The 22,849-nt window shown below is 62.7% G+C and carries 25 protein-coding genes; 7 read left to right on the top strand and 18 right to left on the bottom strand.

The window, feature by feature from the left end; genetic code table 11:
• Positions 1–77: 77 nt before the first annotated feature.
• Together rhaS and GO499_RS12320 are read right to left on the bottom strand one after the other, a co-directional pair.
• Complete coding sequence (gene rhaS, locus GO499_RS12325; protein ID WP_161862463.1) at positions 78–1,070, bottom strand: rhamnose ABC transporter substrate-binding protein; 993 nt, start codon at positions 1,068–1,070, stop codon at positions 78–80.
• A 35-nt stretch (positions 1,071–1,105) separates the two neighbouring features.
• A complete protein-coding gene (locus GO499_RS12320) occupies positions 1,106–1,909 on the bottom strand; it encodes a DeoR/GlpR family DNA-binding transcription regulator (RefSeq protein WP_161862462.1) in 804 nt (267 codons plus the stop codon).
• 174 nt (positions 1,910–2,083) lie between these two features.
• Between GO499_RS12320 and GO499_RS12315 the strand changes: the two genes are divergently transcribed.
• Both GO499_RS12315 and rhaI read left to right on the top strand, forming a co-directional pair.
• Positions 2,084–4,180, top strand: a complete 2,097-nt coding sequence (locus tag GO499_RS12315) for a bifunctional rhamnulose-1-phosphate aldolase/short-chain dehydrogenase (protein ID WP_161862461.1) — start codon at positions 2,084–2,086, stop codon at positions 4,178–4,180.
• A 4-nt stretch (positions 4,181–4,184) separates the two neighbouring features.
• Positions 4,185–5,459 (top strand): L-rhamnose catabolism isomerase, encoded by a 1,275-nt coding sequence (gene rhaI, locus GO499_RS12310; RefSeq protein ID WP_161862460.1) that lies wholly within the window; start codon positions 4,185–4,187, stop codon positions 5,457–5,459.
• 15 nt (positions 5,460–5,474) lie between these two features.
• Here the strand turns inward: rhaI and GO499_RS12305 are convergent, their stop codons facing one another.
• The 4 genes from GO499_RS12305 to GO499_RS12290 form a co-directional block, all read right to left on the bottom strand.
• Entirely contained in the window at positions 5,475–5,846 is a 372-nt protein-coding gene (locus GO499_RS12305) for a hypothetical protein (protein ID WP_161862459.1), read from the bottom strand.
• A complete protein-coding gene (locus GO499_RS12300) occupies positions 5,846–6,145 on the bottom strand; it encodes a hypothetical protein (protein WP_161862458.1) in 300 nt (99 codons plus the stop codon). The genes GO499_RS12305 and GO499_RS12300 overlap by 1 nt, the downstream gene beginning before the upstream one ends.
• Positions 6,146–6,261: 116 nt before the next feature.
• Positions 6,262–6,810, bottom strand: coding sequence for a pyridoxamine 5'-phosphate oxidase family protein (locus tag GO499_RS12295; RefSeq protein ID WP_161862457.1), 549 nt, complete (start codon positions 6,808–6,810; stop codon positions 6,262–6,264).
• A gap of 43 nt (positions 6,811–6,853) precedes the next feature.
• Entirely contained in the window at positions 6,854–7,840 is a 987-nt protein-coding gene (locus GO499_RS12290; RefSeq protein ID WP_161862456.1) for a 2-hydroxyacid dehydrogenase, read from the bottom strand.
• Positions 7,841–7,958: 118 nt separating this feature from the next.
• Between GO499_RS12290 and GO499_RS12285 the strand changes: the two genes are divergently transcribed.
• Positions 7,959–8,441 carry an SH3 domain-containing protein gene (locus GO499_RS12285; RefSeq protein WP_161863960.1) on the top strand — a complete coding sequence of 161 codons (483 nt, stop codon included), beginning with the start codon at positions 7,959–7,961 and terminating at the stop codon, positions 8,439–8,441.
• Positions 8,442–8,469: 28 nt separating this feature from the next.
• On the opposite strand, the gene GO499_RS12280 is transcribed toward GO499_RS12285, so the two are convergent.
• The 5 genes from GO499_RS12280 to GO499_RS12260 form a co-directional block, all read right to left on the bottom strand.
• Entirely contained in the window at positions 8,470–9,414 is a 945-nt protein-coding gene (locus GO499_RS12280; protein ID WP_161862455.1) for a bifunctional riboflavin kinase/FAD synthetase, read from the bottom strand.
• 32 nt (positions 9,415–9,446) lie between these two features.
• The gene (locus GO499_RS12275) at positions 9,447–9,902 is read right to left on the bottom strand and encodes a MaoC family dehydratase (protein WP_161862454.1); all 456 of its coding nucleotides are present in this window, start codon (positions 9,900–9,902) and stop codon (positions 9,447–9,449) included.
• A 132-nt stretch (positions 9,903–10,034) separates the two neighbouring features.
• Entirely contained in the window at positions 10,035–11,063 is a 1,029-nt protein-coding gene (locus GO499_RS12270) for a TraB/GumN family protein (protein ID WP_161862453.1), read from the bottom strand.
• Positions 11,063–11,938 (bottom strand): TIGR01459 family HAD-type hydrolase, encoded by an 876-nt coding sequence (locus GO499_RS12265; protein ID WP_161862452.1) that lies wholly within the window; start codon positions 11,936–11,938, stop codon positions 11,063–11,065. Before GO499_RS12265 ends, GO499_RS12270 begins: the two co-directional genes overlap by 1 nt.
• 87 nt (positions 11,939–12,025) lie before the next feature.
• Complete coding sequence (locus tag GO499_RS12260; RefSeq protein WP_161862451.1) at positions 12,026–13,021, bottom strand: TraB/GumN family protein; 996 nt, start codon at positions 13,019–13,021, stop codon at positions 12,026–12,028.
• A 302-nt stretch (positions 13,022–13,323) separates the two neighbouring features.
• Here GO499_RS12260 and GO499_RS12255 point away from each other — a divergent pair, with 302 nt between their 5' ends.
• Positions 13,324–13,635 carry a co-chaperone GroES gene (locus GO499_RS12255; protein ID WP_161862450.1) on the top strand — a complete coding sequence of 104 codons (312 nt, stop codon included), beginning with the start codon at positions 13,324–13,326 and terminating at the stop codon, positions 13,633–13,635.
• Between the two features lie 31 nt (positions 13,636–13,666).
• Positions 13,667–15,313 (top strand): chaperonin GroEL, encoded by a 1,647-nt coding sequence (gene groL, locus GO499_RS12250; RefSeq protein ID WP_161862449.1) that lies wholly within the window; start codon positions 13,667–13,669, stop codon positions 15,311–15,313.
• A gap of 142 nt (positions 15,314–15,455) precedes the next feature.
• Here groL and GO499_RS12245 read toward each other — a convergent pair whose 3' ends face one another.
• From GO499_RS12245 to GO499_RS12215, 7 genes are all read right to left on the bottom strand, one after another.
• Positions 15,456–15,902, bottom strand: coding sequence for a lytic transglycosylase domain-containing protein (locus GO499_RS12245; protein WP_161862448.1), 447 nt, complete (start codon positions 15,900–15,902; stop codon positions 15,456–15,458).
• A gap of 154 nt (positions 15,903–16,056) precedes the next feature.
• On the bottom strand, positions 16,057–17,355 hold the full coding sequence (locus GO499_RS12240) for a branched-chain amino acid ABC transporter permease (protein WP_161862447.1): 1,299 nt from the start codon (positions 17,353–17,355) through the stop codon (positions 16,057–16,059).
• Positions 17,352–18,362: a branched-chain amino acid ABC transporter permease gene (locus GO499_RS12235; RefSeq protein WP_161862446.1), complete on the bottom strand. Its 1,011-nt coding sequence runs from the start codon at positions 18,360–18,362 to the stop codon at positions 17,352–17,354. The genes GO499_RS12240 and GO499_RS12235 overlap by 4 nt, the downstream gene beginning before the upstream one ends.
• Positions 18,363–18,513: 151 nt before the next feature.
• A complete protein-coding gene (locus GO499_RS12230; protein WP_161862445.1) occupies positions 18,514–19,002 on the bottom strand; it encodes a hypothetical protein in 489 nt (162 codons plus the stop codon).
• The gene (locus GO499_RS12225) at positions 18,995–19,705 is read right to left on the bottom strand and encodes an ABC transporter ATP-binding protein (protein ID WP_161862444.1); all 711 of its coding nucleotides are present in this window, start codon (positions 19,703–19,705) and stop codon (positions 18,995–18,997) included. Before GO499_RS12225 ends, GO499_RS12230 begins: the two co-directional genes overlap by 8 nt.
• 57 nt (positions 19,706–19,762) lie before the next feature.
• A complete protein-coding gene (locus tag GO499_RS12220; protein ID WP_161862443.1) occupies positions 19,763–20,548 on the bottom strand; it encodes an ABC transporter ATP-binding protein in 786 nt (261 codons plus the stop codon).
• Positions 20,549–20,608: 60 nt separating this feature from the next.
• Positions 20,609–21,799: an ABC transporter substrate-binding protein gene (locus GO499_RS12215; RefSeq protein ID WP_161862442.1), complete on the bottom strand. Its 1,191-nt coding sequence runs from the start codon at positions 21,797–21,799 to the stop codon at positions 20,609–20,611.
• Positions 21,800–22,368: 569 nt separating this feature from the next.
• Here GO499_RS12215 and GO499_RS12210 point away from each other — a divergent pair.
• Together GO499_RS12210 and GO499_RS12205 are read left to right on the top strand one after the other, a co-directional pair.
• Positions 22,369–22,566 (top strand): hypothetical protein, encoded by a 198-nt coding sequence (locus GO499_RS12210; RefSeq protein WP_161862441.1) that lies wholly within the window; start codon positions 22,369–22,371, stop codon positions 22,564–22,566.
• A 23-nt stretch (positions 22,567–22,589) separates the two neighbouring features.
• Positions 22,590–22,805 carry a DUF1127 domain-containing protein gene (locus GO499_RS12205; RefSeq protein WP_161862440.1) on the top strand — a complete coding sequence of 72 codons (216 nt, stop codon included), beginning with the start codon at positions 22,590–22,592 and terminating at the stop codon, positions 22,803–22,805.
• Positions 22,806–22,849: the final 44 nt, after the last annotated feature.

Raw genomic sequence — 22,849 nt, 5'->3', positions numbered from 1 at the left:
TCCGATGGAATGGCAGCCCGCGCCTGCGGGCGTCGGTTGCCGGCCGCATCCGGGCCGGCAACGCACGCGTCAGGGCCTCAGAAGATGCCCTTGAACTCGTCAATGTTGGACGCATCGTAGACGAACGGGTCCGCCATCGCGCCCTCGCTGTTCTCGTCCAGCGTCAGCGTGCCCATCCGGCCCATCGGAATTTCCGCGCCCGGCCCGGCTTCCACGCCGTTCTTGCTCAGTTCATAGGCCAGCATCGCGGCGGAATAGCCGAGGTCGATCGGGTTCCAGATCGCGAAGGATTGCGACGCGCCGCTTTCGATGGCACCCGCCATCTCGGACGGCAGGCCGAGGCCCGTCACGTTCACCTGCCCCACCTTGCCGGCATCCACCACGGCCTGCGCCGCGGCCACGATGCCCACCGAGGTCGGCGCGATGATCGCGTCGAGATCGGGGTAGCTCTGCATCAGGCCGGTCGCCTCGCGGTAGCTCTTGTCGGCCAGATCGTCGCCATAGACGGTCGCCACGACGTTGATGCCATCGTAGTTCGGCAGCACCTTGTTCATCTCCTCGATCCAGACATTCTGGTTGGTGGAGGTCGTCGTTGCAGAAAGCACCGCCACGTCACCGCCCTCGGGCAGGTGGTCGGCGGCCAACTTGATGATCATGTTGCCGATCAGCGGGTTGGAGGAGGGGGTGAGATGCAGTTGCCGCCCTTCGGGCGCTACGCCCGAATCCCACGAAATCACCGTGATTCCACGCTGCATCGCCTTCTTCAGCGCCGGCACCAGCGCGTCGGTGTCGTTGGCCGACACGGCGATCGCGTCGACGTTCTGCGCGATCAATGCGTTGATGACCTCGATCTGACCCTCGGCGGTTGTATCGGTCGGGCCGGTGTAGATGATCTCCACGTCGCCGAGTTCCTCCGCCGCCTGCTCGGCGCCCTTCGCGGCCGCCTCGAAGAAGCCGATGCCCAGCGCCTTCACCACCAGCGCGATGCGCACGTCTTCTGCCTGAGCGGTTCCGGCTGCAAAGGTGGCCGCGACGGCCACCGTCGAAAGTATCTTCTTCATTACACTCATGTTTTCCTCCCTTGAGCGTTGATTTGTCTGGGCGATTACGATGCCGCCCCTTCTTTCTGCGTCGCGACGTTCGGCGCGACGATCAGTTTCACCTCGGCCGCCTCAAGCATTGCTGCCGCGCGGTCGCTGATGCCTTCGTCGGTGATTAGCGTGTCGATCCGGTTCAGCGGGCACAGCACGAGGCTGGAGCGGTTCTCGAACTTGGAGCTGTCCACCAGCACGATCAGTTCATCGGCCTGCCCGATGAGCTTCTGCTCGGCCTGGATCAGCAATGGATCACCCTCCATCAGGCCGAGCGGCCCGATGCCCTGTGCGCCCATGAACATGCGCCGCGCGTAGAAATTGCGGGTCACGTCATTGTCGAAGGGCGACAGGATAATGTTCTGCTCGCGGTAGATCACCCCGCCCGACAGCATCACTGTGTTCTTGCTGTTCTTCAGCAGATGCTCGGCGATCGGGAAGGAGTTGGTGAACACCTGCATCCGGCGCGAGGCCAGTGGATGCACCATCTGAAAGGTCGTGGTGCCGCCGTTGATGATGATCGGTTCGCCATCCTCGCACAATTCAACCGCCGCCGCCGCAATCGCCTGCTTTTCCGGTGTGTGCAGCGTCTCGTTCAGCGCGAAGGGCCGCCCCGCAAGCCCGACGAAGGGCGTTGTGTTCAGTGCTTCCGCGCCGCCGCGCACGCGCCGCAGCTTCTTGCGCTCATCCAGCGTGTTGATGTCCCGCCGCACCGTTGCCTCCGACGCACCCGTCAGCGCACACAGGTCCACCACTGTCACCAGCGCTCTGTCCTGAACGGCAGAGAGGATCACTCTGTGGCGGTCGCTTTCGTGCATCTGGGTCCTCCGTTGGCCGTCACGGTGCGCGGAGTCAGTGGCTCTGTCAATCATAAACTGTCAAAATCTTTCATGTTGCAGCGCAATACGATCATTTATGATCGAAATTGATTGACAATCCGCCGCACCTCCCGCAGCGTTGCGGCCAAAATCCATGTCCTCAGGGAGAGAGAAATGTCCGACCGTAACGCCCCGCCGCGCCTTGAAAACCTGTGGGATGAGGCGAAGGCGAACGGCATGAGCGAGCCGGAAAAGCTGCTTTACCGCTCCAACCTGCTCGGCTCCGACAAGCGAATCACGAACTACGGCGGCGGCAACACATCCGCCAAGGTGATGGAGACGGACCCGCTGATCGGCGAAGAGGTGGAAGTGCTGTGGGTCAAAGGGTCCGGCGGCGATGTCGGTTCGATCAAGATGGACGGCTTTTCCACGCTCTACATGGAGAAGCTCCGCGCGCTGAAGGGCATCTATCGCGGGCCGGAGCACGAGGACGAGATGGTGGGCTACCTGCCGCACTGCACTTTCAACCTCAATCCCCGCGCCGCCTCGATCGACACACCGCTGCACGCCTATGTGCCGCGCAAACACGTCGACCACATGCACCCCGACGCGATCATCGCCATCGCGGCGGCGAAAGACAGCCGCGCGCTGACGCGGGAAATTTTCGGCGCGGAAATCGGCTGGCTGCCGTGGAAGCGCCCGGGCTATGAGCTTGGCCTCTGGCTGGAGAAATTCTGCCAGGAAAACCCCGATGCCAAGGGCGTTGTGCTCGAATCCCACGGTCTGTTCACCTGGGATGACGACGCGCGCGCCTGCTACGATCTCACCCTCGCCATTATCCAGAAGGCGATGGACTGGTTCGGCGAACGCGCCGCCACTCCCTTTGGCGGCCCCATCCACACATCGCTCGCCCCGGCGGACCGCCGCGCCGTTGCCGCCCGCCTGATGCCAGCCATTCGCGGCTATGTTTCCGGTAACCAGCACATGACCGGCCACTTCGACGACAGCGACACCGTGCTCAAATTCGTCAACGCGGCGCAAATGCCCGCCCTCGCGGCGCTCGGCACCTCCTGCCCCGACCACTTCCTGCGCACCAAGATCCGACCGCTGGTCGTCGATTTCGACCCGGCAAACCCGGATGTGGACGCCACGCTCGACGGTCTCTCCGACGCCATCGCCGCGTATCGCGACGATTACACCGACTACTACGAGCGCTGCAAACACCCCGACTCGCCGCCCCTGCGCGACCCCAACGCCGTGGTCTACCTGATCCCCGGCGTCGGCATGATCACCTTCGCCAAGGACAAGGCCACAGCCCGCATCTCGGGCGAGTTCTACGTCAACGCGATCAACGTCATGCGCGGCGCATCTGCCGTCTCCGAATACCGCGGCCTGCCGGAGCAGGAGGCGTTCGACATCGAATACTGGCTGCTGGAGGAAGCGAAGCTTCAACGGATGCCGAAGCCCAAGTCGCTGGCGGGCCGCATCGCCCTCGTCACCGGCGGCGCGGGCGGCATCGGCTCGGCCACCGCGCAGAAATACCTCGCCGAAGGCGCGTGCGTGATGCTGGCCGATATCGACGCGGCAGCGCTGGCGGAAACCGAAAAGGCGCTGCAATCGGCCTTCTCGAAAGACGTGGTGGCCAGTGTCCAAATGGATGTGACGGATGAAGGCAGCGTCGCCGCCGCCTTCGCCGCCACCGCCACCACCTTCGGCGGGCTCGACATCCTCGTCTCCAACGCCGGCATCGCCAGTTCCGCCCCGATCGAGGACACCTCCCTCGACCTCTGGAACCGCAACATGTCGATCCTCTCGACCGGCTACTTCCTCGCCAGCCGCGCCGCCTTCCGCCTGATGCACGCGCAGGATATCGGCGGCGCCATCGTGTTCATCGCCTCCAAGAACGGCCTCGCCGCCTCGCCCAACGCCTCGGCCTACTGCACCGCCAAGGCGTCCGAGATCCACCTCGCCCGCTGCCTCGCCCTCGAAGGCGCGCCCAAGGGCATCCGTGTCAACGTGGTGAACCCCGACGCGGTGCTGCGCGGCTCCAAGATCTGGTCGGGCGACTGGCTGAAGGAGCGGGCGGCCACCTACGGCAAGGACAAGGCGGGGCTGGAGGAACACTATCGCGAGCGCTCGCTGCTCAAGCGCTCCGTCCTGCCCGAGGATATCGCCGAGGCCGCCTATTTCCTCGCCGCCGACCTCTCGGCCAAATCGACCGGCAACATCCTGAATGTCGATGCCGGCAACGTCCAGTCGTTCACGAGGTAAGCCAATGATCGCGCAAGACATCCTTGACGAAAGCAATGCAGCCGTCAGTACGGACCACGATGCCGATTACGCTGCTCTGGGCGATCATCTCGCCCGGCGCGGTATCGACATCGCGGCCATTGCCGGGCAGGTCGCCGGGTATGGTGTGGCCGTGCCAAGTTGGGGGGTTGGCACCGGCGGCACCCGGTTCGCCCGTTTCCCGGGCAAAGGCGAGCCGCGTCATATATTCGACAAGCTGGCGGATTGCGGAGTGATCAATCAGCTTACCCGTGCCACCCCTTCGGTCTCGTTGCACGTACCTTGGGACGATGCCCCGGCGGCAGACCTGCTGGCAGCCGGCGAGGCGGCGGGTCTGAGCTTCGACGCGATGAATTCCAACACGTTTCAGGACCAGCCCGATCAGCCATACAGTTACAAGTTCGGCTCTCTCTCGCACACCGATGCAGCCACCCGCGCACAGGCGGTGGAGCACAACCTCCACTGTATCGAACTGGGGCAGGCCATCGGCTCCAAGGCGCTGACCGTCTGGATCGGCGACGGCTCCAACTTCCCGGGCCAGAGCAATTTCACCAAACAGTTCGAGCGCTATCTTGCGTCGGCATCGGAAATCTACAACAGCCTGCCTGCCGACTGGTCGCTGTTCACCGAACACAAGATGTACGAGCCTGCGTTCTATTCGACGGTGGTGCAGGACTGGGGCACCAATCTGATGATTGCCCAGCACCTCGGGCCGAAGGCCAAATGCCTGGTCGATCTGGGTCATCACGCGCCGAATGTGAACATAGAGATGATCGTCGCCCGCCTCATCCACGCGGGCAAACTCGGCGGATTCCATTTCAACGACAGCAAGTACGGCGACGATGATCTCGATACTGCCGCCATTGATCCCTACCGCCTGTTCCTCGTCTTCAACGAGTTGGTGGAGGCGGAGACCGACCCGGCTTTCGACCCGGCGCACATGCTCGATCAGAGCCACAACGTGACCGACCCGATCGAGAGCCTGATGTCGTCGGCGATGGAGGTGCAGCGCGCCTATGCCCAGGCGTTGCTGGTCGACCGTGTGGCATTGGCGGGCTACCAGGAAAGCAATGATGCACTGATGGCCAGCCGGACACTGAAAGTAGCATTCCGGACGGATGTGGACCCGATCCTCGCGGAGGCTCGCCGAAGCCGTGGCGGCGCCATCGACCCCATCGCCGCCTATCGCCTCTCCGGCTATCGGGCGCGGGTGGCGGCTGAGCGCCCAGAGGTTAGCGGCGCGGGCGGCGGGATCGTCTAGGCCGCGTGGCGGTGATCAGCGATCCAGCACGCTCTGCCGACCGGCGGGGCGCTTGACCGCCATCTCGTGCGCCGGCGGGGCTGCGTCTTCGACCGGTGGCTGACCTTCGTGGATATAGGCGCCCCGCTGCTTCTGTCTGGCCTTGCGCTCGTGCCGCAGGGCTTTCAGCCGGGCCGCACGTTCGACGGAGTGGAGGGTTTTCGGGGTGAGGAGACCGAGGTAGCTGCCGCCGCGAACCGGCATTTCCCGCTCCACCCGTCCCTTGGGCCACATCCGGTACTTGAGCAGCACGAGAGCAAACAGCAGCACGGTGAGCCACAGCGGATCCCACTCGATGGCGCGGGTGGTGGCGACCCAGCCGTTGACGGTTTCCCACCACGCCGCCATCAGCGGCGCTTGCGTGATTTCAGGGCGGCGGCGATGTCGGCACGGCTTTTCGGCTTCTGCACCCGGTTGTTGACCGTCATCTTGTCGATGGTCTTGGGGGTGATCTTGCCAAGATAGCTTTCACCCGGCATCGGGCCGTCCCGCTCCGCCCGCGAGGTGGAGAGGCGCCAGACGATGATGAAGGCGGCGACGAGAAGAATGGTGATCAGCATCAGCGGTTCCGGCGCACCGGCGCGGCTTTCGTCCACGATTTCCTGCAGACGCACCATCAGGGGCAGGTTCCAGAACCAGTCGAGCATCCGTGTTTTCTTAGCCTGTCTTGCGTGTCATTTGAACGGAGAAAGCGCAGCTTTCCGCGATTGGCCCGCAACCTTGCACGGTATCTGGGTCAGAATGTGACGTTCGCGGAACGTGGTTAAGATGGGAGGATGCCGGTGGGCTTGCCGTCGATCGTCTCGGCATTTCTGCGAGCCCAGTAATCCCGCACGCCATCCGGACCCAGTTCCTCGAAAAACGGCAGGAGTTCGGCCTCACCGCGCCCCTGTTGGAACTGCATCAGCGGCACACCGGTGCCGCAAGAGGTCTGAACGAGATCAATGGCGAGGTCGAAGATCTGGCGGCTGCCGGCGAGGCGCGGGAACAGGGCGGCGCGCTCGTCCCAGCCTTCGCAGCCGGGATGGATGGTGCGGGCGGTGCCGTAGGTACGCAGTATCAGCGCCTCGCCCTCGAAGGCGCAGAACATCAGTGTCATCCGGCCAGTGGCCTGAACGTGGGCAGCGGTTTCATTGCCGCTGCCGGAGAGATTCAGCCAGACGATGTGGTGATCGGAAAGAACCCGAAGAGTGTCCATGCCCTTGGGAGAGACGTTGACGCGGCCGTCCGTGTCGGCGGTGGCGACGAAGAACATCGGTTGCGCCGCGATGAAGGCGCGCAGGGTGTCGTTGAGTTTCGGGGCCGTTCCCATGGCATGGATGGGAACACAACAGGAACATTCTGGCAAGTGGCTTTCAGAGCATCGCGGGAACCACGAGGTCCGGAGGGCGATGCCCATCGCAAAATGTCTTGATGTTGATAATCACCTTCTCGCCCATTTCCAGGCGACCCTCCTCCGTGGCCGAGCCCATGTGCGGCAACAGCAGGACATTTTCCAGATCCTTGAGGCGGGGATTGATGTCATGGCCGTTCTCGAACACGTCGAGGCCCGCGCCTGCGAGTTCACCGGCGCGAAGCTGGCGGGTGAGGGCGTTCTCGTCGATCACCTCGCCGCGAGAGGTGTTGACGACATAGGCCGTGGGTTTCATCAGCTTCAGCCGCCGCGCGTTCAGCAGGTGGAAGGTGGAAGGGGTATGCGGCACGGAAACGGAGAGAATGTCCACGCGGGCCAGCATCTGGTCGAGGCTTTCCCACCACGTTGCTTCCAGCGACTCCTCGGTCTCTGTCCGCAGGCGGGTGCGGTTGTGGTAGTGAATTTGCAGGCCGAAACCACGGGCCCGGCGGGCGATGGCCTGTCCGATGCGGCCCATGCCGAGAATGCCGAGGCGTTTGCCGGAAATACGGTGGCCCATGAGGGCCGTGGGCGCCCAACCCTCCCATTCCCCGGACTGGATGAGGGCGGCGCCTTCTTTCAGGCGGCGGGGCACACCGAGGATCAGTGCCATCGCCATGTCGGCGGTATCCTCGGCCAGCACACCGGGGGTGTTGGAAACCATGATGCCGCGGGACAGGGCGGTGGCAACGTCGATGTGGTCAAAGCCGGCCCCGTAGTTGGCGACGAGCTTGAGGTTCTCGCCCGCCTGGCCCAGGAGGCCCGCGTCGATCCTGTCTCCGAGGGTGGGGACGATGACGTCGGCGGAGGCCATGGCTTCCGCCAGGGCATCGCGGTTCATGGGCGCGTCGTCGGCGGCGAGCCGGGTGTCGAACAGTTCCTGCAGGCGGGTTTCCACCGGTTCCGGTAGCTTTCTGGTCACAACCACCCTTAAATTCTTGCCTGGCATCTTCCCTCGCTTCCCCCGAAGGCATCGGGTGGGATATGGTCTTCGCGAAAAGATAGAGGGTGCGCAAGATAATTGCACCCCGACAATGAGGTAGGGCGTGAGATTTCTGAAGGGCTTCATGGCGGCCGTGGCCGCTACCTTTTTGGCGGTGTCCGGGCAGGCCGGTGAACAGGCTTTCGGGCCGGTGACCAAGCTGCCGATGCCGCGCTATGTTTCCATCAAGGCGGCGGAGGCCAACGCGCGGCGCGGGCCATCGACCGAGCATCGGATCGACTGGGTTTTCCAGCGGCGGCACCTGCCGGTGCAGATTACCGCAGAATATGGCCACTGGCGGCGGATCCGTGATCAGGACGGGGCGAGCGGCTGGGTGCACTACGCCCTGCTGTCGGGGGCGCGATTCGTGACCGTAACCGAGGATCAGGCCGCACTGCGCCGCGGCCCGGCGGACAGTGCCGAGGTGTTGGCGCGGGCGGAGTTGGGCGTTGTCGCCCGGCTGGGCAAATGCGTGCCGGCCTGGTGCGAGGTGAAGGCCGGAGGTTACCGCGGCTGGATCGCCAAGGGGGAGATCTGGGGTGTCGGGGCAGGGGAAATCCGCGACTGAGGATTGACGTCCCGTTAATCGCTTCGCGCTAGGGCCTGCCGAAATGGGGTGCGAGGCTGGTGCGGCAGGCATCGACATCGCGCTTCATCTGGGCGACGAGCGCGTCGAGACTGTCGAATTTCATTTCCGGTCGTTCGAAACTGACGAGGGCCACGGAAACCTCCGCGCCATAGAGATCGCCCTTGAAATCGAGAACGTAGGTTTCGAGATTCGGGCGGTTCTCGCCGAACATCGGCCGGCTGCCGATTGACGCCGCGCCCTGGTAGCTGCCCTTGTGCGGCCCATCGAGGACATCAAACAGCACCGCATAGACGCCGAAGCGTGGAAGGTGCAGATCTTCGACCGCGAGGTTGGCCGTGGGGAATCCGAGATCGCGGCCGCGTTTGGCGCCGTGGATCACCGGGCCGTCGATGCGGTGCCAATGGCCGAGCATCGCCGCCGCGTCCTCGGGCCGACCGTCCGTCAGCGCCTTGCGGATGGCGGTTGAGGAGATCGCCTGGGCGTCCTCGGTGACGAGGGGCGCGATGGTAACGCCGAAGCCCCTGGCTGCGCCCATTTCCGCCAGCATTTGCGCGGTGCCGGAGCGGCCCTTGCCGAAGCAGAAATCGGCTCCGACGACGACATGGGCGATGCCCAGTGCCTCCACCAGCACCCGGTCGACAAATTCCTCTGCCGAGAGGCTGGAGAGGGTGGCGTCGAACGGAATTTCATAGAGTTCCTGCACGCCGATCTTCTCCAGCCGGTGGGCGCGGGTATCGGCGTTCATCAGCCGAAAGGGCGGCGCACCGGCGGCGAAGAAGCTGCGGGGATGGGGCTCGAACGTCACGATGCCGAGCGGCGCGCCGCCGCCATGGGCAAGCGCGAGGTCGATTACCGTGCGATGGCCGCGGTGAACGCCGTCAAAATTGCCCATGGCGACGGAAGCGCCTTTATGGGCCGGGGCGAGGGAGTAGGGATCCTTGTGGCGGTGCATGGGCCCATAGCTCGGGCCGCGAGGGGCCGCTTTCAGTCAAACTTGGCGCTGGGCGCGAGAACCAGCGCGTCGCCTTTCAGAACCACGGTATCGCCCACGGTGCAACGGCAATCAAGGGACACACGGCGCTTGGCGTAGTCAATTTCCCGCACCGTGACCTCTGCCGTCACCCGATCACCGGGGCGGACGGGTGCCATGAACCGCAGGTTCTGGCCGAGGTACACGGTGCCGTGACCGGGCAATTGCTCGCCGATCACGGCGGAAATCAGGGACGCGGTCAGCATTCCGTGGGCGATGCGGCCGCCGAAAATGGTGTCTTCGGCATAGTCATCGTCGAGGTGGACCGGGTTGTGATCTGTCGAAATCTCGGCGAACAGCTCGATATCGCGATCAGTGATCTCCTTGGAGAGGGAACGGGAGAGGCCAATGGAAAGATCCTCGATACAGATCGTGCCCGTTGGGTGGTTGTGGCGGTTCTGGTCGAGCATCACGGCCTCCGGCTCCGGATCATTGTGCGGTGCGGTACACTTAACGCGACGGGAGCGGGAAGGCAAGAAAGTTTCTTATATTGTCTCTAAATACTAATTTCGTTGCGCGATAAAAAAATCGCATCGTCGTTGTCAGGGTGCTTCACCGGGTACCCGAACCCTCTCGACGGTGAAACCGTGCCTGCGAAGGATCTCGACCAATCCCGAGTCGCCCGGCAAATGGAAGGCACCGGCGGCCAGTACGGCGTTGCCACGTCGCAGGACGGGCAGGGCTCGCTTTGCCATGTTCTCGTTGCGGTGGCCGAGAATGAAGCCGTCGGACCGGAGGGTCAGTCCCGCAACGTCGATGTTGGGAAATATGCTGGCAGTATGGACGGTGTCGAAGGCCAGCATCTCGCCGATGCGACCGGAGAGGTAGTAATCATAGGCGGTGGCCACACCTGACTGTTCCAGTTGCCAGAGAGCGAAAAGGGTGACGGTGGCGGCAAATTCTTCGGTCCATTGCGGATCATGCGCATAAGATGTCAGCAGATCCGGCGGATCGAGGGCGATGAGTGCGGCCCCGGCGTCGGCGCCGAGAAGTTCGATGCGAGTGTCCTGAATCGGGTAGCCCGCCATTGTCAGCCTGTCTGTGCAGGGGTGGCCGAGAAGCACAAAGAGCAGAAAACTGGGGTCGAGGGCTGTGGCATGGCCTTCGGCGTAACCCAATTGGCGGAGGCGCATGGCGAGGCCCGTCGCGGCCTCCGCAGGCATGGTGTCGAATAGATTGTTGGGGGTAAGCGCCGAATAATCCGGCGGGGCAAGTTGAGCCTCCGCCTGATGCTGGGAAATGTCGGCGGCAATGTATTCGAGCATCACCGTGTCAGCTGTGGCGATCAAGTCGCGCAGGATGGGGGGCGGGTTGGAGATGCGCGGGTCTGGGCTGTGCATAGTGCCCCAGAGGTGGGAGACGGCACCTTCGCCCGTCGTGATGCGCCAGAGCCTGCCTGTGCCGTTCGGGATGGCCGCGCCCCGCTCCGCCACCTCTTCCCAGAGTTCGGGCGGCAGGAGGTTCTCGTCCCGCACGATGGTTTCCGGCTCGCACAGGGCACGGTCCGCGATCTGGGCGAGGCCGGGTGTGGCGGCTAGTGCCAGCGTCACGAGGGCTGTGGCAAGGCGCATCAGCGAAGGAAGCCCATGGCCGCCGTCGCTGTCAGCCGGGCCTCGGCGAGATAGGCCTCCGTCCTGGATGCGTCCGGCGTGCCGTCGGACATACCGGTCTCCTCGGCAGCAAGACCACCGGCGATGAACAGCACGTCGAGCCCCTCGCCGACGGCGCCTTTCACGTCGGTCTGGATGCCGTCGCCGATGCAGAGAATGTTCTGGTCGCGAATTTCCTCGCCTCGGGCCTGTTCGGCCCGGAGGCGGGCAAGCTGATAGATCGGGGCGTGAGGTTTGCCGTAGTAGTGGGCGGTGCCGCCGGCTGCGGCGTAAGCCTCGGCGATAGCGCCGGCACAATAGATGCGCTGGTCGCCGACATCGACGATGACGTCGGGGTTGGCGCAAAGCATTTTGAGCCCGCGATTGACGCCGGTAGCGATGATCAGGCGGTAATCGTCCGGCGTTTCCGTGCGGTCGTCGAACAGGCCGGTGCAAACGATACCTTCGGCTTCCTCCAGCGGAACCCGCTCTATGTCATAGGGCGTGCCCGTTTCGTCAGTGAAGAAGGGCAGGTCCCGTTCCGGCCCGATGTGAAAGACCTTGCGCCCGTAGTGGCCGGCGGCCATTGCCGACTGGGCGGCATCACCGGAAGACGCGATGGCGTCGTAGCTGTCGTCCGGCGCGCCCATGTCCGCGATCTGGCTTGCGACGGAAGCGCGGGGGCGGGGCGAGTTCGTGACGAGCACGACAGTTCCGCCAGATTGCCGGAACGACTGAAGAGCGGCGACGGCGTCGGGGAAGACCGTGACGCCGTTGTGAAAGCAACCCCACAGGTCGCAGAACAGAACGTCGTAGCGGTGGCCGATCTCGGAGAGCGAGGAGATGATAGGGGTCATTCAGGATGTCCGATTGGTTGGGCGCGCGGCGCACACCGGGTTTGGCTTTGTTGCCGGATGTAACGGCACTGCGGCAGCGCGGCCAGCCTATTCCGAAATAGCGGAGACTTCGAAGCCCTCGTTCTCCAGCATTGCGAGCAGGCCGGAGGTGCCACCGAGATGCAGGGCGCCGACGGCGACGACGGCACCGCCATCGTCGAGCGCGGGCAGCAGGGTGTCCATCCAGTTACGGTTCCTGACGGTGACGAGCTGTTCGTAGGATTCGCTGAATATCTCGTCAACTTCGTCCGAATCGTAGAGGCGCTCCGCCTCCATCCGGCTGAATTCCCAGATCTTGACGATGTCGCCGGCAAGGTAGAGCTGCTTGGTGACCTCCATCGCGTCTGGCGCGTGCTCCAGCAGCGGCAGCGACATCATCAGGTAGGCGACCTGATCCTCGTAATCGCCGCCGGAGAGGATGCCGAGGACATCGTCATAGGCTTCCAACCCCTCCACGGGAATTTCGGCACGGCGGGCGGAAGCTTCGATCAGCCGGTCGAGAATCGGCTCGCCCTTGGCCTGCTGTACGGCGACGCATTTCGGCATCGCGACCATGAGGTTCAGGAACCATGGTTCCAGCCGGTCGAACACCGGGGGGGTGAGGCCGCGCGAAGAGAGCGCCATTGCCAGCGCCTCCATCTCGCCGCCGGAAAGCAGATCGCTGATCCGCCGCCCCTCGCTGTTGCGGATGAGGGCGGGCGTCGTCATGAGTTCGCGCTGCATCCTCTGCTCCTCGAACTCGGTGAGTTCGATGAACACACGGTCGGCCCGGCGGATCTCCATTTCCAGCCTTGGTGGGATTATGGCGACGTCCGGGTCCGGCAGGTGGATGGTTCCGAACAGGATGGAACTGGCTTCCCCGCGCGAGACCTGAAAGAAACGGCCCGTGGGAAAGGGCTGTTTGTCTGCGGCCTCGTCCAGGCGGGCGAGATATTCGGCGGGGCGCGCCTCCAGTATGTTCTGGCCTTCGCATTCCTGTGCCAATGTGCCCGCGGGAAGGGCAATGACGGCAGCGGCGATCAGGCCGCGGAAAAAATTCTGCATCAATAGTCCTGGCTCAAAGGGCTCCTGCCGAAAAGCGTAACCCCGGCCCGGAGATTCCCCCAAGGCTTTTTCCCCCGGTTTTGTCGGCGTTGGAATATTATTGCCGATGCATTCCTCCGGCAGGATTGCTAGACGGGGCGCGCGGAAACGAATCTTTCGGAAATTGCCGTGGAACAGCCTCCGGGGTTGTTGACAGTTTCGTTCCCCCTTCCTAAATACAGCGCGTTATCACTCTCCATAGGTGAGTGCTAACGGGGCAAGGCCCCGCAAAGACGTTTGAGACGCAAAGGGAGCGATCCGACATGAAATTCACACCTCTGCATGACCGTGTGCTGGTGCGCCGCATCGAAGGCGAAGAGAAGACAGCAGGCGGGCTGATTATTCCCGATTCCGCAAAAGAAAAGCCGGCCGAAGGCGAAATCATCGCCGTGGGCGCAGGCGCACGTGACGAGGACGGTGACCGCATCTCCATGGATGTCAACGTGGGTGACCGCATCCTCTTCGGCAAATGGTCCGGCACCGAGATCAAGATCGACGGTGAAGACCTGCTGATCATGAAAGAAAGCGACATTCTGGGCATTCTCGATGGCTCCGCTGCCGTCAAGGCCGCCTGAACCTCACACCTGAATTCTGGGAGACACCTATATGTCCGCTAAAGACGTCAAGTTTAACACAGATGCCCGCAACAAGATGCTCAAGGGCATCGACACGCTGGCAAATGCCGTGCGCGTCACGCTCGGCCCCAAGGGCCGCAACGTGGTTCTCGACAAATCCTTCGGCGCGCCGCGCATCACCAAGGACGGTGTATCGGTTGCCAAGGAAATCGAACTGGAAGACAAGTTCGAGAACATGGGCGCACAGATGGTGCGTGAAGTTGCTTCCCGTACGAACGACACCGCCGGCGACGGCACCACGACTGCCACGGTTCTTGCCCATTCCATCGTGAAAGAAGGCATGAAGTCCGTTGCAGCCGGCATGAACCCGATGGATCTGAAGCGCGGCATCGACCTCGCCGTCGCCAAGGCCGTCGAGTCGATCAAAAACTCCTCCCGCGCCGTTTCCGGTACGGAAGAAGTTGCGCAGGTCGGCACGATCTCCGCAAACGGCGAATCCGAGATCGGCCGCCAGATTGCGGATGCGATGCAGAAAGTCGGCAACGAGGGTGTGATCACCGTCGAAGAGAACAAGGGCCTCGAAACCGAGACCGATGTCGTCGAAGGTATGCAGTTCGACCGCGGCTACCTCTCGCCTTACTTCATCACCAACCCCGACAAGATGACGACGGAACTCGACGATGCCGTCATCCTGCTGCACGAGAAGAAACTCTCTTCCCTGCAGCCGATGGTTCCGCTGCTTGAAACCGTGATCCAGTCCGGCAAGCCGCTGCTGATCATCGCGGAAGATGTCGATGGTGAAGCCCTCGCGACGCTCGTGGTCAACAAGCTGCGCGGCGGCCTGAAGATCGCAGCTGTGAAGGCACCGGGCTTCGGCGACCGCCGGAAAGCCATGCTGCAGGACATCGCGATCCTCACGGGTGGCCAGGTCATCTCCGAAGATCTCGGCATGAAGCTCGAGAACGTCGGCATGGACATGCTGGGTTCCGCCAAGAAAGTCTCCATCACCAAGGATGAGACGACGATCGTTGACGGTGCGGGCGAAAAATCCGAGATCGAGGCACGCGTTTCGCAGATCCGCGCGCAGATCGAGGAAACGACCTCCGACTACGACCGCGAGAAACTGCAGGAGCGTCTGGCGAAACTGGCCGGTGGTGTTGCCGTTATCCGCGTAGGCGGCTCCACGGAAGTGGAAGTGAAAGAGCGCAAGGACCGTGTCGATGATGCACTGAACGCGACACGTGCCGCGGTTCAGGAAGGTATCGTTGTTGGCGGCGGTGTCGCCCTCGTTCAGGCTGCCAAGGCACTCGAAGGCCTTGAGGGTGCAAATGCCGACCAGACGGCCGGTATCGCGATCGTGCGCAAGTCGCTTGAATCGCCGCTGCGCCAGATCGCAGAGAACGCAGGTGTTGACGGTGCTGTAGTCGCCGGCAAGATCCGCGAAAGCGGCGACCTGACCTTCGGGTTTAACGCGCAGACCGAAGAATATGGCGACATGTTCAAGTTCGGCGTGATCGACCCGGCCAAGGTTGTCCGTACGGCTCTGGAAGACGCGGCCTCCGTGGCCGGCCTCCTGATCACGACGGAAGCCATGGTTGCCGACAAGCCCGAGCCGAAGGGCCAGGGCGGTGCCGGCGGCGGCATGCCCGACATGGGCGGCATGGGCGGCATGATGTAATCACGCCGGTCCTTTGCAAGTTACAGGGGGTCGCCTTCGGGCGGCCCCTTTTTTGTTGGCTGATACGACGGTGGCTGAGGCTGAAAGCGAACAGCCGCAAGAAGAAGATGCCGGCAGGGTGGCGCCCCCCAATGGCCAGGGCTTACCGCAGCCCCGTTTCCTCCAGCATCCCTCGTCGTTTTGCCTCGTAATAATACCCCCGCGAATACCAGCCGACCGCCTTGTCGTAGCTGCCGCCGGAGAGAAGCCATGCGCCGCGCAGGTATTTTACGGCGTAGCGGAGGTTGGTTTCCGCATCGAGCAGGCCGGAGGGCGCGCCGCGGTAGCCCATTGTTCGGGCCGTTTGCGGGTGGATCTGCATGAGGCCGAAATAGGGGCCGTTGCGGGCTTCCGGGCGGTGGGAGCTTTCGCGCAGGATCACGCGCTGCACCAAGTCTATCGGAACGTCGTTGCGGGTGGCGGCGGCGACGATGTGCGCGCGCAGTTGCGGGCTTTCGTTCGGATAGAGCGGCGTGTCGGCGCCGCGGCTGGCCGGGCTGCTGCCACAGGCGGCCAGCAGGAGAATGAAGGCAAGGCAGATGAACCGCATGGGGAATGGCCCGGCATCGTTGCAACGTGCCGATGATAGTGGGAAATCCGGTATCGCTGAACGGAAAAGTCGTCCCTCGGGCGCTGTTGGCGGCAAGGCGCTTGTTCGCACCGGCAAAGGTCGCAGCGACCAGAGGCGGCTGCGCCCATCCCCGTCAGCGCCCCGTCCGCTCCGGTATCAGCCCGCGTGGAGCGAAGCGCAGTACCAGCAGCAGCATCAGCCCCATCAGGAACAGGCGCATATGTGGCGCAGCGTCCAGCAGATGTGACGCGACGGGCGACGTCGGATCCATGCCGGACGTCAGCGCCCGCATCAGCATCGGCCCGGCGGTTTCGACCTCGATCCACAGGAACCAGACGAGGAAACCGCCTAGGATAGCACCGCGATTGTTGCCGGAGCCGCCGACGATCACCATCACCCAGATCAAGAACGTGTAGCGCAGCGGGTTGTAGGTGCCCGGCGTGAACTGTCCGTCCAGTGTCACCAGCATCGCCCCGGCGATGCCGACAACGGCGGAGCCGAGCACGAACACCTGCAGGTGTCGGCCGGTTACGTCCTTGCCCATCGCCTCGGCCGCGTCGCGGTTGTCGCGGATCGCCCGCATCATCCGCCCCCAGGGGCTGTGCAACGCCCGCTGCGATAGCCAGTAGAGCGCCAACAGCACCAGCGAGAACAAGATCGCGTAGCAAAGTTTTACGAAATTGCCGGAGAACAGAACCGGGTCCTGCCCGAGCCGCGCGGCCAGGTCCAGAAACCATTCGGTCTTCTGCAGGTTCACTTCGTAGGGCACCGGCCTCGGCAGGCCGGTGACGTTCTTTACGCCGCGGGTCAGCCAATCCTCGTTCTTCATCATCGCGATCAGGATTTCGGATATTCCGAGCGTCGCGATCGCCAGGTAATCCGATCGCAGACCGAGACTGATCTTGCCGACCACCCAGGCCGCGCCGGCGGCGAACAGCCCGCCCACCAGCCAGCTCAGCACCACTGGCAGGCCGAGGCCACCGAGGTACCCGGTTGCGGCCGGGTCCACCGCCTCGATTGCGTCTACCGCAGGATCGTAAATCACCCGGATCAGGACGTAGCCGCCAATGGCTGCGGCCACTGTCGCCCATAGGCGCCAGCGCCCGCTCAGCACCCTGCGCAACCAGACGATTCCGCCGATCACAGCGGCCACGGCGACACCGGCAAGCAGCATCCGCCCACCGCCCGCGGCCCATGCGCCGCCCACCGGCGGCATGGACACCAGCACCGTCGCCACTCCGCCCAGCGCCGCGAATCCCATGATGCCGACGTTGAACAGCCCGGCATAGCCCCACTGGATGTTCACGCCCAGCGCCATGACGGCGGAGATGATGCTCATGTTCAGGATCGCCAGCGCCACGCTCCAGCTCTGGAACAGGCCGACAAGCAGGATCGCCAGCGCCATCGCGCCATAGAGTATCGCCGTCCTCATATCACTTTCCCCCGGAACAGGCCGGTCGGCCGGATCAGCAGCACCACGACAAGGATGACGAAGGAGACGGCGAACTTGTAGTCGGTGGACAACAGCTGCAGCAGGCCGTCCGGCTCCCACCCCGGCACGAGGTAGTCGACGAATTTTCTGTAGGCATAGGTCACCGTCACCTCTGAAAAGGCGATGACGAAACCGCCGGCGATGGCGCCCAGCGGATTGCCGATACCGCCGACGATGGCGGCAGCAAAGATCGGCAGGAGAAGCTGGAAATAGGTGAAGGGCTTGAAGCTCTTGTCGAGCCCGTAGAGCGTGCCGGCGATGGTCGCCAGAGCGGCCGCGATGATCCAGGTATAAAGCACCACCCGGTCAGGGTTGATGCCGGAGAGGAGGGCCAGATCCTCGTTGTCGGCATAGGCCCGCATCGCCTTGCCCATGCGCGAGCGGTTGAGGAACCAGAACAGCGCGATCATGACGGCGATGGCCACCAGAACGGTAATGGCCTGTGTGGAACGCAGAGCGAGGCCTTCGGCCAGCCCCGTCATCTCCTTGAACTCGGGAGCGCGGATGATGAAACGCGCGCCATCGGCAAAGCGCTGGTCGTCAGGGCCGATGATCAGCCGTGTAAGCCCGTTGATCATGAACATGACACCCACGGACGCGATGACAAACACCACCGGCGGCGCCCGCTGGGCGCGGTAGAAGCGATAGACGGTGCGGTCGAAGATGAGCGACAGCGCGACGGCGCCGAGGATGCCGAATGGCAGCGCCAGCAGCGCTGTGGGAAAGACACCGGCCGAGATGCCCATGCTTTGGAACCACCAGGTCACGAGGATCACGCACATCGCCCCGAAGGCCATCAGATCACCGTGCGCGAAGTTGGAGAAGCGCAGTACGGCGTAGATCAGCGTGACGCCGAGTGCGCCGAGAGCAAGCTGGGAGCCGTAGGCAAGGCCGGGGACGAACACGAAATTGGCGAAGAGGACGAGGGCGTTCAGGATGTCGGTCATGTCGAACCTCCGTGGAAACGAGACCCGCCCGGCTCCGCCGGGCATCGCCCGAACCGCCCCCACGGGGCGGGCGATTCCGCCCACCCCTCGGTCCGGGCGATGCCCTCCATCGTGATTGTATGCACGAGTGCAATTTTGCTCATCGACCCTGTTACCATGAAACTTCATGCCCCGTTTTAGAGCAGGCAAGGCTCAGATATGTGTTGGCTATCGGCTTGTATGTGTCGAACCCACCAAGCTCAAACTCAAATGGTGTTCCAGTTTTTCTGTCCACCGCACCGTAGCGACCAACGTGCTTGGCATGGAAAACGGCAAGAGACTTGAGAGCTTCCTTGTCGAGAGACACAAGTTCTTCGCAACCGGTCAGGGCGGCACACTTCTTGTGCAGTTCTGCCAAGTTGTGGCCGAGCTTGGAGAAGTCAGCGTATCCTGACGCTACCAGCAGGCTTTTGGCTCTCAGTTCCACGGACTGACCGAGCAGGTGAAAAAGAGGGTGGGAGCTTTCATTGCCGAGCCGCATCCGAAAGTGGCCCAGCGTGCCGTGTGCTGCAAGCAAGTACTGGTCTGCCAGCCTTGCGAGTCCTAACGCATGATCTTTGTCGGACAAATGCTCGGAGCGTCCTTCGCCTTTCTTATCCACCGAGGAAGCTCCTCCTCACTTCCGGATCCGCCAGCAGCGCCTCACCCGTATTCGTGAAGCGGTTCCGCCCCTGAACCAGCACGAAGCCCTTGTCGGCGATGTTCAGCGCCTGTTTGGCGTTCTGCTCTACCATCAGGATGGCGATACCGGTGGCGGCCACTTCGAGGATCTTGTCGAACAGCTCGTCCATCACAATGGGCGAAACGCCGGCCGTGGGCTCGTCCAGCATCAGCACGCTCGGTTTGGTCATCAGCGCGCGGCCCACCGCCACCTGCTGGCGCTGGCCGCCGGAAAGCTCGCCCGCCGGCTGGGTGGCCTTTTCCTTGAGGATCGGGAACAGGTCGAACACCAGATCCATGGTGTCGGAAAAATCGTCCTGGCGGATGAACGCCCCCATTTCGAGGTTCTCGCGCACCGTCATCGAGGTGAAGACGTTCGCCGTCTGCGGCACGAAGCCCATGCCGGCGCGTACCCGTTCCTGCGGGCTGAGGCTGGTAATCGCCTTGCCGCCCAGCCGCACCTCGCCCTTGCGCAGCGGCAACATGCCGAAGACGGCCTTCATCGCCGTGGATTTGCCGGCGCCGTTCGGGCCGACGATGACGGCGATCTCGCCTTTCTCCACGCTCAGCGTACAGTCATGCAGGATGTCGGCTGCTCCGTAACCGCCGGTCATCGCCTCGCCGATCAGGAACGGATCACTCATCACGCCCCGCCCTGTTGCCATACCGAAACCATACCAAATCCATACCGAACCCAGCTTTCACACCGGTGCCTTCGCAGGCTTGTTCTTCAACCCGGTGCCGAGATAGGCCTCGATCACCCGTTCGTCGTTCTTGACCTCTTCCGCCGTGCCCTGCGCCAGAACCGTACCCTCGGCCATACAGATCACCGGGTCGCAGAGACGCGATATGAAGTCCATATCATGTTCGATCATACAAAATGTGTAGCCGCGTTCGCGGTTCAGCCGCAGGATCGCGTCGCCAATGGTGTTCAGCAGGGTCCGGTTCACACCGGCGCCGACCTCGTCGAGAAAGACAATCTTGGCGTCGACCATCATCGTCCGGCCAAGCTCTAGCAGTTTCTTCTGACCGCCGGACAGGTTGCCCGCCAACTCATCAGCGACGTGAGAAATTTCAAGAAAATCAATGACTTCATCTGCCTTGGTGGCCACCTCCCGCTCCCGCTCGGCCACGTCGCCGGCGCGGAACCAGGCACTCCAAAGGGCCTCGCCGGGCTGGTGGTCGGGCACCATCATCAGGTTCTCGCGCACGGTCAAGGTGCTGAATTCATGGGCGATTTGGAAGGTCCGCAGAAGACCCTTGCCGAACAGTACATGCGGCGGAAGCCCGGTGATATCGTCGCCGTCGAGCAGCACCCGACCGGACGTCGGCGTGTAGTGTCCAGCTATCACGTTGAAAAGCGTGGTCTTACCGGCTCCGTTTGGGCCGATCAGCCCGGTGATGGAACCCTCGGCTATCTCCAGCGAGGCGCCATCCACCGCGCGGATACCGCCGAAATGCATATGAAGATCGTCAACGCGGATCATGTAGTACCCTTGCAAAAAGCCCGGCACGAGGCCGGGCTTCCTGACATTTTCTCAAAAGTTTCAGCGGAACTTAACCGTTTCGTATGCGCCGTCCTTCACGATGTACTCGCGATAGGTGCCAGCAGCTTCACCCGGGCCGATCAGTTCGACATTGGTCGCGCCGACATAGTCCACATCACCGCCGTCTTTCAGGATCTGCAGCGCCTTGCCGAGTTCGCCGGGCAGGATCGGCTCTCCGGGCGCATTGGCTACGGCCAGAAGATTCGCCGCGACGGATGCACGATCCGCGGCGCCGCCCTTCTGCATGGCAAGGGCGATCAGCGCGGCCGCGTCATAGCTTTCGCGGGTGAATGAGCTGTCGCCGTTGACGCCAGCGGCCTCTGCCGCAGACATGAAGGCGTCGGCGCCCTCACCCTCGGACCAAGGGACGGAGCCGATTGTGCCCTCGAGATCCGGGCCGATCGCCTCAATCAGGCTGTCGGAATACATGCCGTCGCCCAACGCGAAGGTTTCGAATGCGCCGGTGTCGACTGCGGTACGGATGATGCCGACACCGCCCTGATCTGCGTAACCCAGGACGACGAGAATATCGCCGCCGGCCGCGGCGAGCGCGCCGACTTCGGCGGAGTAGTCGCCTTTGCCGTCCTCATGCGGGGCGTTGATAGCCACGTTGCCGCCCAGTTCTTCGTAGGCTGCGATGAAGCTGTCCGACAGGCCTTTGCCATAATCGTTGTTGGTGTAGGTCACGGCCACCGTTTCGATGCCCTGATCCATGACGATATTCGCCAGAACGTCGCCCTGGCGTGCATCTGACGGGGCGGTACGGAAGAACAGATCGTTGTCTTCAATGGTGGAGAGGGCGGGCGAGGTTGCGGAGGGCGAAACCATGACAACGCCGTTGGGGATCGCCACGTTGTTGGCGATGGCGGTCGTCACGCCGGAACAATCCGCGCCCATGATCGCGACAACGCCTTCGGAGGTGATCAGTCGTTCCGCGGCGGCGCTGGCGGCTGCGGCGTCGACACAAGTGCTGTCGGCACGGACGGTCTCAATCACCTTGCCATCAAGCAGGAGGCCGCTGTCGGAGATTTCCTTGAACGCCATTTCCGCGCTGTCGGCCATTTGCGGTGTCAGGGATTCAATTGGTCCGGTGAAGCCCAGGATGACGCCGACCTTGACGGCATGGCCATCGGCCAGGGCCGCGCCTGCAAGGGTGGTGGCTGCGGCGGTTGCCAGCAGAATGCGTTTCATGTCGAGAACTCCCATGTTGGTTTTCCGCGATCCTCTTGTCGCCGGCGCTTTTCTTATCATTCGCTTTCCGGCCTGAGGATTCGAATGTCGCACATTAGGAAGAGTGGAATCGGATTATCAAGCCTCCCTGTCACAGCGGGCGGGACTTTTCGCTTGAGGAGAGACCGTTCGCCGAGATGCACGGTCCTTTTCGAACATCGGTGATTTGAACACGCCTTGCCACAATTGCCGCCCCCGCGATGTGACCTTACGTTAAGGTGAGGTTGGATGGCGATTTTCGGTTTCAATCCAGACGGTTGCGCCGATCTTGCCGTGGAACAACGATATCGGAAAACTGGTATATTGCGCCGCAACATTGAATGAATTGTGGCGGATTTTATATGCTGCCTATGAAAAGATTGCTTTAAAAACAGTTAATTACAATCGCGTCGAGCTTTGCTTTCTGTGCATAGCGGCTTTTCCAAACCGTGCATTGATTGCGCTAACATAAGGCGTAAGTTGCAGTGCAACAGAAACGATCATCCCCCCGAGGCCGCGAAGAAGACCTCAGACATGAAGAGGACTATCAAATGGCATATGCAGACGCACACAGCACAGTTTTCCCGATCACGGTGGCCTTCCACCGGGCATCGGACGCAGTTGAAAAATATCTGCGTTACCGCCGCACCTACGCGGCACTCAAGGCCGCTCCGCTGGACGTGATCCTCGATCTCGACATGGACGCAGGCAACCTCAAATCCGTCGCACGCGACGCAGTTTACAAGTAATCAAAGAGAGCAGGACCAAGAACATGGCTTATCTGAACCAGACCATTGCCGCCAACGGCACCTTCACTGAAAAAGCAACCGCCGCATTCCGTGTACTGCAGGAGCGTTATGCCCAGCACAAGCTGTACAAACGCACGCTGCGTGAACTTCGCGAGCTTTCCGCACGCGAACTGGCCGATCTTGGCCTCAGCCACGCAAACCTGCATTCGATCGCTTACGAGAGCGTATACGGTCAGTAATTTCGCAGACATGCTTGCCAAAAAGCCCGGCGCCTCGTGCACCG

Origin of the sequence: Algicella marina, from assembly GCF_009931615.1 — a bacterium.
Classification (GTDB): Bacteria; Pseudomonadota; Alphaproteobacteria; order Rhodobacterales; family Rhodobacteraceae; genus Algicella; species Algicella marina.
Note: the sequence above shows the minus strand (reverse complement) of the source record. Positions and strands in the feature narration are given on the sequence as shown.

Excerpts from the sequence above, each read along its gene's own strand:
- GO499_RS12320 (WP_161862462.1), bottom strand. The coding sequence starts at position 1,909 with ATGCACGAAAGCGACCGCCACAGAGTGATCCTCTCTGCCGTTCAGGAC.
- GO499_RS12305 (WP_161862459.1), bottom strand. The coding sequence starts at position 5,846 with ATGGCGGCGTGGTGGGAAACCGTCAACGGCTGGGTCGCCACCACCCGC.
- GO499_RS12255 (WP_161862450.1), top strand. The coding sequence starts at position 13,324 with ATGAAATTCACACCTCTGCATGACCGTGTGCTGGTGCGCCGCATCGAA.
- GO499_RS12210 (WP_161862441.1), top strand. The coding sequence starts at position 22,369 with ATGGCATATGCAGACGCACACAGCACAGTTTTCCCGATCACGGTGGCC.
- rhaI (WP_161862460.1), top strand. The coding sequence starts at position 4,185 with ATGATCGCGCAAGACATCCTTGACGAAAGCAATGCAGCCGTCAGTACG.
- GO499_RS12245 (WP_161862448.1), bottom strand. The coding sequence starts at position 15,902 with ATGCGGTTCATCTGCCTTGCCTTCATTCTCCTGCTGGCCGCCTGTGGC.
- GO499_RS12270 (WP_161862453.1), bottom strand. The coding sequence starts at position 11,063 with ATGCGCCTTGCCACAGCCCTCGTGACGCTGGCACTAGCCGCCACACCC.
- groL (WP_161862449.1), top strand. The coding sequence starts at position 13,667 with ATGTCCGCTAAAGACGTCAAGTTTAACACAGATGCCCGCAACAAGATG.
- GO499_RS12235 (WP_161862446.1), bottom strand. The coding sequence starts at position 18,362 with ATGACCGACATCCTGAACGCCCTCGTCCTCTTCGCCAATTTCGTGTTC.
- rhaS (WP_161862463.1), bottom strand. The coding sequence starts at position 1,070 with ATGAGTGTAATGAAGAAGATACTTTCGACGGTGGCCGTCGCGGCCACC.
- GO499_RS12240 (WP_161862447.1), bottom strand. The coding sequence starts at position 17,355 with ATGAGGACGGCGATACTCTATGGCGCGATGGCGCTGGCGATCCTGCTT.
- GO499_RS12205 (WP_161862440.1), top strand. The coding sequence starts at position 22,590 with ATGGCTTATCTGAACCAGACCATTGCCGCCAACGGCACCTTCACTGAA.
- GO499_RS12295 (WP_161862457.1), bottom strand. The coding sequence starts at position 6,810 with ATGGGAACGGCCCCGAAACTCAACGACACCCTGCGCGCCTTCATCGCG.
- GO499_RS12220 (WP_161862443.1), bottom strand. The coding sequence starts at position 20,548 with ATGATCCGCGTTGACGATCTTCATATGCATTTCGGCGGTATCCGCGCG.
- GO499_RS12315 (WP_161862461.1), top strand. The coding sequence starts at position 2,084 with ATGTCCGACCGTAACGCCCCGCCGCGCCTTGAAAACCTGTGGGATGAG.
- GO499_RS12285 (WP_161863960.1), top strand. The coding sequence starts at position 7,959 with ATGGCGGCCGTGGCCGCTACCTTTTTGGCGGTGTCCGGGCAGGCCGGT.
- GO499_RS12280 (WP_161862455.1), bottom strand. The coding sequence starts at position 9,414 with ATGCACCGCCACAAGGATCCCTACTCCCTCGCCCCGGCCCATAAAGGC.
- GO499_RS12265 (WP_161862452.1), bottom strand. The coding sequence starts at position 11,938 with ATGACCCCTATCATCTCCTCGCTCTCCGAGATCGGCCACCGCTACGAC.
- GO499_RS12225 (WP_161862444.1), bottom strand. The coding sequence starts at position 19,705 with ATGAGTGATCCGTTCCTGATCGGCGAGGCGATGACCGGCGGTTACGGA.
- GO499_RS12290 (WP_161862456.1), bottom strand. The coding sequence starts at position 7,840 with ATGCCAGGCAAGAATTTAAGGGTGGTTGTGACCAGAAAGCTACCGGAA.
- GO499_RS12260 (WP_161862451.1), bottom strand. The coding sequence starts at position 13,021 with ATGCAGAATTTTTTCCGCGGCCTGATCGCCGCTGCCGTCATTGCCCTT.
- GO499_RS12300 (WP_161862458.1), bottom strand. The coding sequence starts at position 6,145 with ATGCTCGACTGGTTCTGGAACCTGCCCCTGATGGTGCGTCTGCAGGAA.
- GO499_RS12275 (WP_161862454.1), bottom strand. The coding sequence starts at position 9,902 with ATGCTCGACCAGAACCGCCACAACCACCCAACGGGCACGATCTGTATC.
- GO499_RS12215 (WP_161862442.1), bottom strand. The coding sequence starts at position 21,799 with ATGAAACGCATTCTGCTGGCAACCGCCGCAGCCACCACCCTTGCAGGC.